This window comes from Zoogloea oryzae, from assembly GCF_030161255.1.
GTDB classification, from domain to species: domain Bacteria; phylum Pseudomonadota; class Gammaproteobacteria; order Burkholderiales; family Rhodocyclaceae; genus Zoogloea; species Zoogloea oryzae.
The window spans coordinates 12,434-27,623 of sequence record NZ_BSPX01000042.1 but is presented as its reverse complement, the minus strand read 5'-3'; the positions used below and the strand labels follow the sequence as shown (position 1 = coordinate 27,623).

The window sequence follows — 15,190 nt, the reverse complement described above, 5'->3', positions numbered from 1 at the left end:
AACACCATGCTGCTTGAACTGGCCCTGTGGCTCGGCAAGGATGCGCGTTTTTTCAATGTGTTCGGCTACATCACGCTGCGCACGGTGCTGGCTGCCGGCACCGCGCTGGTGCTGTCGCTCGTCTTCGGCCCGCCGGTGATCCGCTGGCTGGCCGCCAAGAAGATCGGTCAGGCGGTCCGCGACGACGGCCCCAAGTCCCACCTCACCAAGGCCGGCACGCCCACCATGGGCGGTGCGCTGATCCTGATCTGCATTGTCCTCACCACCCTGCTGTGGGGCGATCTGCGCAACAAGTACGTGTGGGTCGTGCTGTTCGTCACCCTCGGCTTCGGTGCTGTCGGCTGGGTGGATGACTGGCGCAAGGTGGTCTATCGCGATCCGAAGGGGCTGGCGAGCCGCTGGAAGTACTTCTGGACGTCCGCCATCGCGCTGGCGGCGGCAAGCTTCCTTGGTCTGACCGCCACGCTGCCGGCCCAGCTCGAACTGATCGTGCCCTTCTTCAAGGCGGTGTCCTACCCGCTGGGCGTGTTCGGCTTCATCGTGCTGACCTACTTCGTCATCAACGGCACCAGCCACTCGGTCAACCTCACCGACGGCCTCGACGGTCTGGCGATCATGCCGACGGTGATGGTCAGCGCCGCGCTGGCGATCTTCGCCTACGTGGCCGGTCACATGGGTTTCTCGAAGTACCTCGGCGTTCCCTACATCCCGGGTGCCGGCGAGCTGGCGGTGATCTGCGGCGCGATCGCCGGCGCCGGCCTCGGCTTCCTGTGGTTCAACGCCTACCCGGCCGAAGTCTTCATGGGTGACGTGGGCGCGCTGGCGCTGGGTGCCGCGATGGGCACCATCGCCGTTATCGTGCGCCAGGAAATCGTGCTCTTCATCATGGGCGGCCTGTTCGTGGCCGAGGCCATGTCGGTGATGGTCCAGGTGCTGTACTTCAAGTACACCGGCGGCAAGCGCATCTTCCGGATGGCGCCGCTGCACCACCACTACGAGCTCGGCGGCTGGAAGGAAACGCAGGTCGTGGTCCGCTTCTGGATCATCACGATCATGCTCGTGCTGTTCGGCCTATCCACCCTCAAGCTGCGGTGAGCGACGATGGCAAACGCTGATCTCACTCTCGTCCTCGGCCTCGGCGAATCCGGCCTGGCCATGGCCCGCTGGCTCGCCCGTCAGGGCATGGCGCTGCGGGTGGCGGATTCCCGCGAGACGCCGCCGGGCGTGGATCGCCTGCGCGCCGATGCGCCCGCGGCGGAGATCGTCACCGGCGCTTTCTCCGAGGCGCTGATGGATGGGGTGAGCCGCGTGGCCATCAGCCCGGGGCTCGATCCGCGTCAGCCGCTCATCGATGCCGCCCACCGGCTCGGCATCCCGGTCATCGGCGAGATGACCCTGTTCGTCGAAGCCCTGCAAAGCCTTGGCGCGTGGGATCAGACCCGCGTCATCGCCATCACCGGCACCAACGGCAAGACCACCACCACCACCCTGGCCGGCGAGATGGTCAAGGCGGCGGGTGTCGATGGCGTGGTCGCCGGCAACATCAGCCCGGCTGCGCTGGACGTGCTGCTCGCCCGGCTCGATGCCGGCCAGCCGCTGCCGCAGATGTGGGTGCTCGAACTCTCCAGCTTCCAGCTCGAAACCCTGCCGCCGCTGGCTGCTGCGTCGGCCACGGTGCTCAATGTCACCGACGACCACCTCGACCGCTACGCCGGGCTCGACGAATACGCCGCCGCAAAGGCTGCCGTGTTCCACGGCGCGGGCGTGCAGGTGCTCAACCGCGAGGACGCCCGCGTCAAGGCCATGGCATTGTCGGGCCGTCGGGTGTTCACCTTCGGCATCGACGCGCCGGCCGGCGCCGACGATTTCGGCACGCTGCACGCCGACGACGGCGAATGGCTCGCCCGTGGCGCCGAAAAGCTCCTGCGCCGCGCCGACATGCAGCTCGCCGGCAGCCACAACGTGGCCAACGCGCTGGCGGCGCTGGCCCTGTGCGAAGCCGCCGGTCTGCCCCGCGCACCGCTGATCGCCGCCCTCAAGGCCTTCCGCGGTCTGCCGCACCGGGTCGAACCGGTGGCCGAGCGGGCCGACGGTGTCATCTACTACGACGACTCCAAGGGCACCAATGTGGGTGCCACCGTGGCGGCCCTCGAAGGCCTGCGCCGCAAGGTGGTGCTGATCGCCGGCGGTGATGGCAAGGGCCAGGATTTCTCGCCCCTGAAGGACGCCTTCGCCCGCTACGCCCGCGCCGTGGTGCTGATCGGCCGCGACGCCGCCACCATCCAGGCCGCGGTGGAGGGCTGTGGCGTGCCGCTGATCCACGCCGCCGACATGGACGCCGCCGTGCTCGAAGCCAACGCCCGCGCCCAGGCGGGCGACGTGGTGCTGCTCTCTCCGGCCTGCGCCAGCCTCGACATGTTCCGCAACTACGCCCACCGCGCCCAGGTCTTCATCGACGCGGTCAAGCGCCTGCCCGACGTCCGCCCCGTATGAAGCTCGCCGCCGCCATCTCCGGTTTTCTCGCCCGCCACGCGGAAGACAGCGCCGCGCCGGTGACGAGCCGCGCCGTCGGCCGTCTGATGCAGCCCCTCGGCCAGCCCCGCGAGCTCGACCCGTGGCTGATCTGGTCGGCGGCCGCGCTGCTCCTGCTGGGGCTGGTGATGGTCTTCTCCGCATCGATCGCCACCGCCGAAGGCAGCCGCATGTTCGGCCACCAGCCGGCCTACTTTCTGGTGCGGCACGCGGTCTTCCTGGCTATCGGTGTGATCGCGGGAGTGGTGGCCTTCCAGATTCCCATGCGTGCGTGGCAGGAGATGGCGCCGTGGCTGTTCATCGCCGGCGTGGTGCTGCTGCTCATCGTGCTGATCCCCCACGTGGGTCGTGACGTGAACGGCGCCCGCCGCTGGCTGCCGCTGGGCGTGGTGAATCTCCAGCCGTCCGAGCTGATGAAGCTGTTCGCCGCCCTCTACGCCGCCGACTACACCACCCGCAAGCTGCCGCTGATGGGCAGCTTCAAGCAGGGCTTCATGCCCATGGCCGGGGTGATCCTGTTCGTCGGCTTCCTGCTCCTTAAAGAGCCGGACTTCGGCGCCTTCGTGGTGATCACCGCCATCGCCTTCGGCGTGCTCTTCCTGGGTGGCATCAACGTGCGTCTGTTCGTGCTGCTGGCGGTCGTCGCGGCGATCGGCTTCGTGCTGCTGATTACCTTCTCCGAATACCGCCGCCAGCGCATCCTGGGTTTCATGGATCCGTGGCAGGACGCCTACGGCAAGGGCTACCAGCTGTCCCACGCGCTCATCGCCTTCGGGCGGGGCGAGTGGTTCGGGGTGGGCCTTGGCGGAAGCATCGAAAAGCTGTTCTACCTGCCCGAAGCCCATACCGACTTCCTGCTGGCGGTGATCGCCGAAGAGCTCGGTTTTGCCGGCGTGGTGGCGGTGGTGGTGATGTTCGCCATCCTGATCCAGCGCGCCTTCGCCATCGGCAAGCAGGCCGTCACGCTGGAGCGCACCTACGCCGCGCTGGTCGCCCAGGGCATCGGCATCTGGCTGGGCGTGCAGTCCTTCATCAACATGGGCGTGAACATGGGCCTGCTGCCCACCAAGGGCCTGACCCTTCCGCTGATGAGCTTTGGCGGTTCCGGCATTCTGGCCAACTGCGTCGCGCTGGCCATCCTGCTGCGGATCGATTGGGAAAACAGACAAATCATGCGCGGAGGCAGCGCATGATTTGTCTGTTTCGACGGAGCGTCGCAAGCTCGCTTGCGGCGACGCGGAGTCAAAATCTCGTGAAATGCGGAGGCAGCGCCTGATGCCCACGCTGATGGTCATGGCCGGCGGCACTGGCGGCCACATCTACCCTGGCCTCGCCGTCGCGGACGCCCTGCGCGATCGCGGCTGGAAGGTGGTGTGGATGGGCAATCCGGAAGGGATGGAAGCCCGCATCGTGCCGGCCAGCGGCTACGAAGTCGCCTGGGTGCGCTTTGCTGCTCTGCGTGGCAAGGGCCTGCTGCGCAAGCTGCTGCTGCCGCTCAACCTGCTGCGGGGCTTTGCCCAGGCTTTTGCCCAGATCCGCCGCGTGAAGCCCGATGTGGTGCTCGGGATGGGCGGCTACGTCACCTTTCCAGGCGGGATGATGGCGTCCTTGCTTGGGCGTCCGGTGGTGGTGCATGAACAGAATTCCGTCGCCGGCCTCGCCAACAAGGTGCTGGCCGGCGTGGCCGATCGGGTCGTCACCGGCTTTCCCGATGTGCTGAAGAAAGGCGAGTGGCTGGGCAACCCGGTGCGCGCCGACATCACCGCCGTGGATCCGCCGACCGAGCGTTTCGCCGGCCGCACGGGCCCGCTGCGGGTGCTGGTGGTCGGTGGCAGCCTTGGCGCCGCGGCCCTCAACGAGACCGTGCCCCAGGCCCTGGCGCTGATCGATCCGGCAGAGCGGCCGCAGGTCACCCACCAGGCCGGCACCAAGCAGATCGACGCCCTGCGCGCGGGCTATCAGGCCGCCCATGTGGACGGCGAACTGCTGCCCTTCATCGACGACATGGCCGACCGCTACGCCGACGCCGATCTGGTGATCTGCCGGGCCGGCGCCCTCACGGTGGCCGAGCTCGCCGCTGCCGGTGTGGCCAGCGTGCTGGTGCCCTATCCCCACGCGGTGGACGACCACCAGACCGGCAATGCCCGTTTCCTCGCCGAGGCCGGCGGGGCGGTGCTGATGCCGCAAACCGAACTCACGCCGCAGCGCCTTGCCGCGCTGCTGCAGCAAATGAATCGCGAGCGCCTGCTGGCCATGGCGGTCAAGGCCCGCGGATGCGCCAAGCCGGACGCCACGGCCCGCGTCGCGGATGTCTGCGCCGGGCTCGCTGCTTAAAGGAATCGACGTGAAACACAAAGTCAAGAGCATCCACTTCGTCGGCATCGGTGGCGCCGGCATGAGCGGGATCGCCGAAGTGATGGTCAACCTGGGCTACAAGGTCAGCGGGTCGGATCTGGGCGACAACGCCGCCACCCGCCGCCTGAAGGCGCTCGGCGCCCGGGTGATCCAGGGGCACGCTGCCGAAAACGTGGACGACGCCGATGCGGTCGTCACCTCCACCGCCGTCAAGGGCGACAACCCGGAAGTGATCGCAGCCCGCGCGCGCCAGATCCCGGTGGTGCCCCGCGCCCAGATGCTGGCCGAGCTGATGCGCCTCAAGCAGGGCATCGCCATCGCCGGCACCCACGGCAAGACCACCACCACCTCGCTGGTCGCCAGCATCCTGGCCGAAGGCGGGCTCGACCCCACCTTCGTCATCGGCGGCAAGCTCAACGCCGCCGGTGCCAACGCGCGCCTGGGCAAGGGTGATTTCCTAGTGGCCGAGGCGGATGAATCCGACGCCTCCTTCCTGCTGCTGACGCCGGTGATCTCGGTCGTCACCAACATCGACGCCGACCACATGGAAACCTACGGGCACGATTTCGCGCGGCTCAAGCAGTCCTTCGTCGATTTCCTGCAGCACCTGCCTTTCTACGGCGTGGCCGTGCTGTGCGACGACGACAAGCACGTACGCTCGATCATGCCGCTCGTCTCGAAGCAGATCGTCCGCTACGGCTTCTCCGAATCCGCCAACGTGCGCGCCGAGAACATCCACGCCGAAGAAGGCCGGATGGTCTTCGACGTGGTGCGCGTCAATGGCACCACCAGCCGCCTGTCCGTCGTGCTCAACCTGCCCGGCCGCCACAACGTGCTGAACGCCCTCGCGGCGATCGCCGTGGCTACCGAGGTGGGTGTCTCCGACGAAGCCATCGTCAAGGCACTGGCCGAATTCAAGGGCGTCGGGCGCCGCTTCCAGCGCTACGGCGAGGTGGCGCTGCCCGCTGGCGGCACCGCCACCATCATCGACGACTACGGTCACCACCCGGTCGAGATGGCGGCCACCATCGCCGCCGCCCGCGGTGCCTTCCCCGACAAGCGCCTGGTGCTGGCCTTTCAGCCGCACCGCTTCACCCGCACGCGGGATTGCTTCGAGGACTTCGTGAAGGTGCTGTCCACCGTCGATGCGCTGCTGCTGGGCGAGGTCTATGCCGCCGGCGAAGCGCCGATCGTGGCAGCCGACGGCCGTTCGCTGGCCCGGGCGCTGCGTGTGGCAGGCAAGATCGAGCCGGTCTTCGTCGAGCACATCGAGGAGATGCCGGCGGCGATCCTCGCCGCGGCAAAGGATGGCGACGTGGTGATCACGATGGGCGCTGGCAGCATCGGCGCGGTGCCGGGCAAGCTGGTCAGTGGCGAGATTTGAATCAATGAATGCGGATGTGGTGACGGATGTGAAGAATCGATTTGGCAAGGTCGCGGTGCTGCTGGGCGGGACGTCCGCCGAGCGGGAGATTTCCCTGATGTCGGGCGGCGCCGTGCTGGCCGCGCTGCAGGCGGCCGGGGTCGATGCCCACGCCTTCGATCCGGCCGAGACCGATCTGCACATCCTCAAGGAACAGGGCTACGACCGCGCCTTCATCGCGCTGCACGGCCGCGGCGGCGAGGACGGCACCGTCCAGGGCGCCCTCGAGCTGATGGGTATCCCCTACACCGGCAGCGGCGTGATGGCCTCCGCCATCGCCATGGACAAGTGGCGCACCAAGCTGGTGTGGCTGGCGTCCGGCCTGCCCACCCCGCGCTTCGCGATCCTCGACGCGAATACCGATTGGGATGCCGTGGTCGCCGATCTGGGCCTGCCGATCTTCGTCAAGCCGGCCCACGAAGGCTCCAGCATGGGCGCCACCAAGGTCACCGAGGCCGGCCAGCTCAAGGCCGCCTGGGAGCTCGCCGCCAAGTTCGATTCGCTGGTGCTGGCCGAAGAGTTCGTCGCCGGTCAGGAACTCACCGCGCCCTTCCTGGGCGACCGGGCGCTGCCGCTGGTGCGCATCGTCGCCCCCGGCGGCAACTACGATTACCAGAACAAGTATTTCACCGACGACACCCAGTACTTCTGCCCGAGCGGCCTGCCGGAAGCTCAAGAGAAGGAAATCCAGGCGGCCATCGTGCGCTGCGCCAAGGTGCTGGGCTGCCGCGGCTGGGGCCGGGCCGACCTGATCCTGCGGGACGATGGCAGCTTCACCCTGCTCGAGATCAACACCGCGCCGGGCATGACCAACCACTCGCTGGTGCCCATGTCGGCACGGGTGGCGGGTTTGTCCTTCGAAGCCCTGTGCCTCGAGATCCTCTCCGGAGCCCGCCTTGGCTGACGAGCGCACCACCTCCAACGTCCCGCCCGAGCCCGGCGCCAAGCCGTCGGCCGGCAAGCGTGCGCGCGCGGCTGCGCGCCCGCAGCGGGAAGGCGGTGGCAACGGGCTGTGGGATCGTCCCCAGCTCCTCAACCTGATTTCGGACGTCCTGCTGGTGGTGGGCGCGGCCGGGCTCGGCTACGCCGCCGTGGCGTCGGTGTCGCGCCTGCCGATCTACCCCCTGAAGGAAGTCGTCGTCACCACGCCGCTGGCCCAGGTGACCACCGCCCAGCTCGAATACGCAGCCCGCTCGTCCCTGCGCGGCAACTTCTTCACTGTGGATCTGGACGACGTGCGTGGCGCCTTCGAGAAGCTGCCGTGGGTGCGTCGTGCCGACGTGCGCCGCAAGTGGCCGGGCGGCATCGAGGTGCGCCTCGAAGAGCACGTGGCTTCGGCCTACTGGCGCGTCGGCGAGACGGGCGACATGCGCCTCGTCAATCGCTACGGCGAAGTCTTCACCGCCGCCAGCAACGCGAAGATGCCGGTCTTCAGCGGGCCGGAAGGTTCGTCCGGCGTGCTCCTCGCCAAGTTCGACGAGTTCTCGAGCAAGCTCGGCCCCCTGGGCAAACAGCTGGTGGGCGTTTCCCTGTCGGCCCGCGAGGCCTGGCAGCTGAAGATGGAAGACGGCCTCACCATCGAACTCGGTCACGATCAGGCCAAGGCGCCGATCGACGAGCGACTGGCGCGCTTCGTGGGTTACTACCCCAAGGCCAAGAGCCGACTGAACATGAATGTTGCGGTGGTGGATCTCCGCTACCCCAGTGGTTTTGCCCTCCGGCCGATCGCCTCCGCCGAGCCGACGGGCAAGCAAGACAGCAAAAAAGGGAAGTGATGAGCAAAGAATACAAGGAACTGATCGTCGGCCTCGACATCGGCACCTCGAAGATCACCTGCGTGGTGGCCGAGCTGAAGTCGGACGGCCGCATGGAGGTGATCGGGCTGGGCTCGCAGCCGTCGTCGGGTCTGAAGAAGGGCGTCGTGGTCAACATCGAGGCCACCGTGGACGCGATCTCCAAGGTCATCCAGGAAGTCGAGCTGATGGCCGAGTGCAAGATCCGCGACGTCTACACCGGTATCGCCGGCAGTCACATCCGCAGCTTCAACTCCAACGGCATGGTGGCGATCAAGGACAAGGAAGTCTCGCCGCTCGACGTGGAGCGCGTGATCGAAACCGCCCGCGCCATGCCGCTGCCGGCCGACCAGCAGATCCTGCACATCCTGACCCAGGAATTCGTGATCGACGGCCAGGACGGCGTGCGCGAGCCCATCGGCATGAGCGGCGTGCGCCTCGAAGTGAAGGTGCACATCGTCACCGGCGCCGTGTCGGCGGCCCAGAACATCGTCAAGTGCGTGCGCCGCTGCGGCCTTGAGGTCCTCGATCTGGTGCTCCAGCCGCTGGCCTCCAGCTACGCCACCCTCTCGGAAGACGAGAAGGAACTGGGCGTGTGTCTGGTGGATGTGGGCGGTGGCACCACCGACCTCGCCGTGTTCACCCAGGGCGCGATCCGTCACACCGCGGTGATCCCCATCGCCGGCGATCAGGTGACCAACGACATCGCCGTGGCCCTGCGCACCCCGACCGCCGACGCCGAGGAAATCAAGATTCGCCACGGCGTGGCCATGCACACCCTGGCCGACGCCTCCGAGATGATCGAAGTGCCCGGCGTGGGCGATCGCCCCCCGCGCAAGCTCTCCCGTCAGGCCCTGGCCGACGTGATCGAGCCGCGGGTGTGCGAGCTTTACGAGCTGGTCCAGGCTGAACTGCGCCGCAGCGGTTACGAAGAGCTGCTGTCGTCCGGCATCGTGCTCTCAGGCGGCGCCGCCGTGATGCAGGGCATGGTCGAGCTGGGTGAGGACGTCTTCCACATGCCGGTGCGCATCGGTTATCCGAAGTACGAGGGCCCCCTCGCCGATGTGGTCTGCGAGCCCCGCTACGCCAACGCGATGGGCCTCGTGATGGAAGGTGCAGCCCAGAAGCGACGCGGCATCCAGGCCCGCCAGACGCGCAATGTGGGGCAGGTTTTTTCGAGGATGCGTTCGTGGTTCGAGCGTAATTTCTGATGGTGGAGAAAGTCGCTCCGGCGACATGAATCCGAACTAACTTTGATGTGCAACGCCCCCTTATTTAGTTGTAAAATTTGCGGTTAATACTAAATACGGATTGGTTGCACGTCGGCAATATCAAGTGCAGTTTCTCTTGGAGGCGAGTTAAATGTTTGAAATTGTTGAAAAGGCATCCGGCGGCACCAATATCAAGGTGATCGGCGTCGGCGGCGCCGGCGGCAACGCCGTGGATCACATGATCCGCGAGGGCGTGCAAGGCGTCGACTTCATCACCGCCAACACCGATGCGCAGGCGCTGTCCCGCTGCCTGTCGCCTACCAAGGTGCAGCTCGGCAAGACCGGCCTCGGTGCCGGCTCCAAGCCGGAAGCCGGCCGCGCAGCCGCCCAGGAATCCCGTGACGCCATCGCGGCCGCCCTCGACGGCGCCCACATGTGCTTCATCACCGCCGGCATGGGCGGTGGCACGGGCACTGGCGCTGCCCCCGTGGTAGCCGAGATCGCCAAGGAAATGGGCATCCTGACCGTCGCCGTGGTCACCAAGCCTTTCGACTTCGAGAACCGCATCCGCGTCGCCGAGAGCGGCGTCGAGGAACTCTCCAAGCAGGTCGACTCCCTGATCGTCGTGCTCAACGACAAGCTGCTCGAAGTCTATGGCGACGACGCCGGTTTCGAAGACTGCTTCCGTTCCGCCGACAACGTGCTGACCAGCGCCGTCGGTGGCATCGCCGAAATCATCAACGTGCCGGGCCTCGTCAACGTCGACTTCCAGGACGTGCGCACCGCGATGGCCGAGATGGGCCGCGCGATGATGGGCTCCGCCCAGGCTTCCGGCCTCGACCGCGCCCGCATCGCCGCCGAACAGGCCGCCGTGTCGCCGCTGCTCGAAGGCACCGAACTCTCCGGCGCCCGCTGCGTGCTGGTGAATATCACCGCCAGCCGTTCGCTGAAGATGGCCGAAGTCCGCGATGCCGTGCGCACCGTCCAGGCCTTCGCCGCCAAGGAAGCCTTCGTCAAGTACGGCACCGTCTTCGACGAGAGCATGGAAGACCGCATCCGCGTGACCGTGGTCGCCACCGGCCTGGGCGCTGTCCGTGCCGCCGCCATGCCGCGCAAGATGGAAGTGATCCGTACCGGTACCGACAACATTGGTATGGAAGTGGATTACGGCAACCTGGAGCTGCCGGCGGTGATCCGTCGCACCTCCCGCACCACCGTTGAAGCCATGAGCGCCAACGGCATGTCTACCCTGGACATTCCGGCCTTCCTGCGCAAGCAGGCGGACTGATCGCCCAGGGGCCGCTTCGGTGGCTCGAACAAACGCGCAGCCGGACGTCGCCTCCGTTCGCTGCGCGTTTGTCGTTTGCAGGCAACACGGGATACGCCTTGCTGCGGTGCAGCAGGGGCTTATGTTAAAATTCAATTACTTGAATCAGGATCCCGGCCATGTTGAAGCAGCGCACCCTTAAAACAGTCGTCACCGCCACCGGCGTCGGCCTGCACAGCGGCAACAAGGTCACGCTCACCCTGCGCCCGGCGGCGCCCGATACCGGCATCGTCTTTCATCGCGTCGATCTCGACCCGGTGGTCGATCTGCCGGCCGATCCCTACGCCGTCTGCGACACCCGCATGTGCTCCGGCCTGCAGCGCGAAGGCGCCAAGGTCAATACCGTCGAGCACCTCATGTCGGCCCTCGCCGGGCTGGGCGTCGATAACGCCCACATCGACGTGGATGCGGCGGAAATCCCGATTCTCGACGGCAGCGCCGGCCCCTTCGTGTTCCTGATCCAGTCCGCCGGCATCGAGGAACAAAAGGCGCCCAAGCGCTTCCTGCGCGTCAAGAAGCCGGTCGAGTACGTCGAGGGCGACAAGTGGGTTCGGCTTGAGCCCCACGACGGCTTCAAGCTGAGCTTCTCCATCGTCTTCAATCATCCGGCCATCGACAGCACCGGTACCTCGGTCACCGTCGATTTCGCCGATCACTCCTATGTGCGCGAGGTTTCCCGCGCCCGCACCTTCGGCTTCATGCAGGACGTCGAGTTCATGCGCGCCAACGGCCTTGGTCTCGGCGGCAGCCTCGACAACGCGATCGTGATGGACGAGTACCGCGTGCTCAACGCCGACGGCCTGCGCTACGCCGACGAGTTCGTGAAGCACAAGGTGCTCGACGCGATCGGCGACCTCTACCTCGCTGGCCATCCGCTGCTGGCGTCCTACAGCGCCTACAAGGCCGGGCACGCCCTCAACAACCAGATCCTCCGCGTGCTGCTGGAAGACAAGACCGCCTGGGACATCGTCACCTTCGAGGAAGACGCGACCACCCCGCCGGCGGTCGCCCAGCTCTTCGACCTGGCCCTCGGCTGAGGCCAGGCCGTGCTGCTCCTGCGGATTCTCGCCGTGCTGGTCGGAATCGGTATCGGCGCTTCGGTCTTTGCCTACTTCTTCACCCGCGAACCGCGTTACCTGGCGCTGGCGTGGAAGCTCTTCCGCTGGGCGATCATCATGGCGTTGGTGTTCTTTGCGCTGTTGATCCTCGAGCGGGTGCTTGTTCCCTTCGTCTAGCCGGCGCTCTTCACGAAGCGCTTCAGTGCCTTGGCGAGCGGCGAATCGGCCGGCAGGCTGGCCGCCAGATTGCCCAGGCCGCTGCGGGTCGACTCGCTCACGTGGCGGTCGGGGGGCGGCGGTGCGGGCGGGCGGTATTCCGGCACCGCGACCTTCACCTTGATGTCCCGTAGGATCACACCTGATCGGGCGAAGTCGGCCAGCAGGCTCGGCACCGCCTGGCGCAGCTTGACGGCCAGGCCGGCGCTTTCCACGTGGATCACCAGATCCTCGCCCTTCAGGTTGGCCACCTTGCAGGCGGCGGCCATGTAGTCGGGGAGGAGGTCGGCAAGCTGGCGTTGCAGGCGCAACAGTCGGGCTGCGTGGGCCTGGAGGCGGGCGAGGCTGTCGCCGCTGCCGAGATACGTGTCGATCGGGTTGGTCTTGGCCATCGGGGCTTGGAATTCTGGGAAGCGCCCCCATCCTAGGGGCAAGCCTTTCCGCGGACAAGAGTGAGCGGCGTCTTGTCCTGCGTCACGGTCGTGTCCGGACGACATGATAGAATCCGCCCTTTGCCGCGTTTTCCCTTCCAAATCAAATGATCGCAGGCCTTCTCAAGAAAATTTTCGGCAGCCGCAACGACCGCCTGATCCGCCAGTACAGCCAGACGGTGCGCACCATCAACGCCCTCGAGCCGAAGATTCAGGCCCTGACCGACGAGGAACTGCGCGGCAAGACGGATGAGTTCCGTCAGCGCGTCGCCAAGGGCGAAAGCCTCGACGACCTGCTTCCCGAAGCCTTTGCGGTGGTCCGCGAAGCCGGCAAGCGGGTGCACGGCATGCGCCACTTCGACATGCAGATGGTGGGCGGCATGGTGCTTCACGCCGGCAAGATCGCCGAAATGCGCACCGGCGAAGGCAAGACCCTCACCGCCACGCTGCCGGTGTATCTCAATGCGCTGTCCGGCAAGGGCGTGCATGTCATCACCGTCAATGATTACCTGGCCAGCCGCGACTCGGACTGGATGGGGCGCATCTACCGTTTCCTGGGACTCACAGTGGGCTGCAACCTGTCGCAGATGCCCCACGACCAGAAAAAGGCGGCCTACGAAGCGGACATCACCTACGGCACCAACAACGAGTTCGGCTTCGACTACCTGCGCGACAACATGGTGTACGACGTGGCCGAGCGGGTTCAGCGCGGCCTCAACTACGCCATCGTCGATGAAGTGGATTCGATCCTCATCGATGAGGCCCGCACGCCGCTGATCATCTCCGGCCAGGCCGAGGATCACACCGAACTCTACGTCCGCATGAACGCCGTGCCGACTCTCCTGACCCGTCAGGAAGGCGAGGGCGAGAACATCACCACGCCGGGCGACTACACCGTCGACCTCAAGGCCCACTCGGTGCTCCTCACCGAACAAGGCCACGAGCACGCCGAAGAGATCCTCGGCAACCTGGGCCTGCTGCCCGAAGGGGCCAGCCTGTACGACCCGGGCAACATCCTGCTGATCCACCACCTGTACGCCGCCCTGCGGGCCCACGCGCTGTATCACAAGGATCAGCATTACGTGGTGCAGAACGGCGAAGTGGTGATCGTCGATGAATTCACCGGCCGCCTGATGGCCGGCCGTCGCTGGTCCGAAGGCCTGCATCAGGCCGTCGAGGCCAAGGAAGGCGTGAAGATCCAGGCCGAGAACCAGACCCTCGCCTCGATCACCTTCCAGAACTACTTCCGCATGTACGGCAAGCTCGCCGGCATGACCGGTACCGCCGACACCGAAGCCTACGAATTCCACCAGATCTACGGCCTCGAAACCGTCGTCGTGCCCACCACCCGTCCGATGATCCGCAAGGACCAGAACGACAAGGTGTACCGCACGATGAAGGAAAAGCACGACGCCATCACCGCCGACATCAAGGACTGCGTGCAGCGCGGCCAGCCGGTGCTGGTGGGCACCACCTCCATCGAGAACTCCGAGCTGCTGTCCGACATGCTGACGGCCGCCAAGCTGCCCCACAACGTGCTCAACGCCAAGCAGCACGCCCGTGAGGCCGAGATCGTCGCTGAAGCCGGTCGTCCGGGCGTCATCACCATTGCCACCAACATGGCCGGTCGTGGTACCGACATCGTGCTGGGCGGCAACGTCGAGAAGCCCGTCTCGCTGATCCGCGAGGACGAAAGCCTGTCCGACGCCGAGAAGGAAGCCCAGATCACGAAGCTGCGCGAGGAGTGGAAGGTCCGCCACGAGCAGGTGCTGCAGGCCGGCGGCCTGAAGATCATCGGCACCGAGCGCCACGAATCCCGCCGTATCGACAACCAGCTGCGCGGCCGTTCCGGCCGTCAGGGCGATCCGGGCGAGAGCCGCTTCTACCTCTCCCTCGAAGATCCGCTGATGAAGATCTTCGCCGGCGAGCGGCTCAACGCCATCATGGTCCGCCTCAAGATGCCCGAAGGCGAGGCCATCGAAGCCGGCATGGTGACGCGCTCCCTCGAAACCGCCCAGCGCAAGGTCGAGCAGCGCAACTTCGACATCCGCAAGCAGCTGCTCGAGTACGACGACGTCTCCAACGACCAGCGCAAGGTGATCTACCAGCAGCGCAACGAGCTGCTCGAAACCACCGACATCACCGAAACCATCACCGCGATGCGCGAGGGGGTGCTCCACGACGTGTTCCGCATCTACGTGCCGGTGGATTCCGTTGAAGAGCAGTGGGACATCCCGGGCCTCGAGCTGGCCCTCGAATCCGACTACCAGCTCAAGCTGCCGGTGGGCGAATGGATCAAGGCCGATCCGTCCATCAGCGACGACGACATCCTGTCGCGCCTGCTGGACGCCGCCGCCCAGGCCTACGCCGACAAGGTTGCTCTGGTGGACCCCACCGCCTGGCATGGCTTCGAGCGCAACGTGATGCTGCAGAGCCTCGACACCCACTGGCGCGAGCACCTGTCGGCGCTGGATCATCTGCGTCAGGGCATCCACCTGCGCGGCTACGCCCAGAAGAACCCCAAGCAGGAATACAAGCGCGAAGCCTTCGAGCTCTTCGAGAACCTCCTGCAGGTGGTGCGCACCGAAGTCACCAAGCTGCTGATGACCGTCCAGATCCGTTCCGAAGCGCAGATCGAGGAAGCTGAAATGACGCCGGCGCTGGAAAACGTCCAGTACCACCACGCCGACTACGACGAAGCCCTGGCCACCGCCAACCCGGATCGCGACGTCAATCAGCCGGAGACCAATCTGGCACCGAAGGTCGGCCGCAACGACCCGTGTCCCTGCGGTTCCGGCAAGAAGTACAAGCACTGCCACGGCAAGCTCTCCTGAAAAGGGCCGG

Annotated in this window: 13 protein-coding genes; 12 read left to right on the top strand and 1 reads right to left on the bottom strand. The window is 66.3% G+C overall.

Features of this window, described 5'->3' with window-relative positions; all coding sequences use genetic code 11:
* Positions 1-6 precede the first annotated feature (6 nt).
* From mraY to QQK25_RS13990, 11 genes are all read left to right on the top strand, one after another.
* The gene (gene mraY, locus QQK25_RS14040) at positions 7-1,095 is read left to right on the top strand and encodes a phospho-N-acetylmuramoyl-pentapeptide-transferase (RefSeq protein WP_284188479.1); all 1,089 of its coding nucleotides are present in this window, start codon (positions 7-9) and stop codon (positions 1,093-1,095) included.
* A 6-nt stretch (positions 1,096-1,101) separates the two neighbouring features.
* Complete coding sequence (gene murD / locus QQK25_RS14035) at positions 1,102-2,493, top strand: UDP-N-acetylmuramoyl-L-alanine--D-glutamate ligase (protein ID WP_284188478.1); 1,392 nt, start codon at positions 1,102-1,104, stop codon at positions 2,491-2,493.
* Positions 2,490-3,725, top strand: a complete 1,236-nt coding sequence (gene ftsW, locus QQK25_RS14030) for a putative lipid II flippase FtsW (protein WP_284188477.1) — start codon at positions 2,490-2,492, stop codon at positions 3,723-3,725. Before murD ends, ftsW begins: the two co-directional genes overlap by 4 nt.
* 82 nt (positions 3,726-3,807) lie before the next feature.
* The gene (gene murG, locus QQK25_RS14025; protein ID WP_284188476.1) at positions 3,808-4,866 is read left to right on the top strand and encodes an undecaprenyldiphospho-muramoylpentapeptide beta-N-acetylglucosaminyltransferase; all 1,059 of its coding nucleotides are present in this window, start codon (positions 3,808-3,810) and stop codon (positions 4,864-4,866) included.
* Between the two features lie 10 nt (positions 4,867-4,876).
* Positions 4,877-6,271, top strand: a complete 1,395-nt coding sequence (gene murC, locus QQK25_RS14020; protein WP_284188475.1) for a UDP-N-acetylmuramate--L-alanine ligase — start codon at positions 4,877-4,879, stop codon at positions 6,269-6,271.
* A 28-nt stretch (positions 6,272-6,299) separates the two neighbouring features.
* A complete protein-coding gene (locus QQK25_RS14015; RefSeq protein WP_284188474.1) occupies positions 6,300-7,214 on the top strand; it encodes a D-alanine--D-alanine ligase in 915 nt (304 codons plus the stop codon).
* The gene (locus QQK25_RS14010) at positions 7,207-8,085 is read left to right on the top strand and encodes a cell division protein FtsQ/DivIB (protein ID WP_284188473.1); all 879 of its coding nucleotides are present in this window, start codon (positions 7,207-7,209) and stop codon (positions 8,083-8,085) included. Before QQK25_RS14015 ends, QQK25_RS14010 begins: the two co-directional genes overlap by 8 nt.
* On the top strand, positions 8,085-9,314 hold the full coding sequence (gene ftsA, locus QQK25_RS14005) for a cell division protein FtsA (protein ID WP_153162004.1): 1,230 nt from the start codon (positions 8,085-8,087) through the stop codon (positions 9,312-9,314). The genes QQK25_RS14010 and ftsA overlap by 1 nt, the downstream gene beginning before the upstream one ends.
* A 151-nt stretch (positions 9,315-9,465) precedes the next feature.
* Positions 9,466-10,602 (top strand): cell division protein FtsZ, encoded by a 1,137-nt coding sequence (ftsZ, locus tag QQK25_RS14000; protein WP_153162005.1) that lies wholly within the window; start codon positions 9,466-9,468, stop codon positions 10,600-10,602.
* Positions 10,603-10,760: 158 nt separating this feature from the next.
* Entirely contained in the window at positions 10,761-11,678 is a 918-nt protein-coding gene (gene lpxC / locus QQK25_RS13995) for a UDP-3-O-acyl-N-acetylglucosamine deacetylase (RefSeq protein ID WP_284188472.1), read from the top strand.
* Between the two features lie 33 nt (positions 11,679-11,711).
* Complete coding sequence (locus QQK25_RS13990; RefSeq protein WP_284188471.1) at positions 11,712-11,876, top strand: hypothetical protein; 165 nt, start codon at positions 11,712-11,714, stop codon at positions 11,874-11,876.
* Here QQK25_RS13990 and QQK25_RS13985 read toward each other — a convergent pair.
* Positions 11,873-12,307 carry a DciA family protein gene (locus tag QQK25_RS13985; RefSeq protein ID WP_284188470.1) on the bottom strand — a complete coding sequence of 145 codons (435 nt, stop codon included), beginning with the start codon at positions 12,305-12,307 and terminating at the stop codon, positions 11,873-11,875. The genes QQK25_RS13990 and QQK25_RS13985 overlap by 4 nt on opposite strands.
* 146 nt (positions 12,308-12,453) lie before the next feature.
* On the opposite strand from QQK25_RS13985, the gene secA reads away from it, so the two are divergent.
* On the top strand, positions 12,454-15,180 hold the full coding sequence (secA, locus tag QQK25_RS13980; protein WP_284188469.1) for a preprotein translocase subunit SecA: 2,727 nt from the start codon (positions 12,454-12,456) through the stop codon (positions 15,178-15,180).
* Positions 15,181-15,190: the final 10 nt, after the last annotated feature.

Excerpts from the sequence above, each read along its gene's own strand:
- secA (WP_284188469.1), top strand. The coding sequence starts at position 12,454 with ATGATCGCAGGCCTTCTCAAGAAAATTTTCGGCAGCCGCAACGACCGC.
- QQK25_RS13985 (WP_284188470.1), bottom strand. The coding sequence starts at position 12,307 with ATGGCCAAGACCAACCCGATCGACACGTATCTCGGCAGCGGCGACAGC.
- murG (WP_284188476.1), top strand. The coding sequence starts at position 3,808 with ATGCCCACGCTGATGGTCATGGCCGGCGGCACTGGCGGCCACATCTAC.
- ftsW (WP_284188477.1), top strand. The coding sequence starts at position 2,490 with ATGAAGCTCGCCGCCGCCATCTCCGGTTTTCTCGCCCGCCACGCGGAA.
- murD (WP_284188478.1), top strand. The coding sequence starts at position 1,102 with ATGGCAAACGCTGATCTCACTCTCGTCCTCGGCCTCGGCGAATCCGGC.
- lpxC (WP_284188472.1), top strand. The coding sequence starts at position 10,761 with ATGTTGAAGCAGCGCACCCTTAAAACAGTCGTCACCGCCACCGGCGTC.
- ftsA (WP_153162004.1), top strand. The coding sequence starts at position 8,085 with ATGAGCAAAGAATACAAGGAACTGATCGTCGGCCTCGACATCGGCACC.
- mraY (WP_284188479.1), top strand. The coding sequence starts at position 7 with ATGCTGCTTGAACTGGCCCTGTGGCTCGGCAAGGATGCGCGTTTTTTC.
- ftsZ (WP_153162005.1), top strand. The coding sequence starts at position 9,466 with ATGTTTGAAATTGTTGAAAAGGCATCCGGCGGCACCAATATCAAGGTG.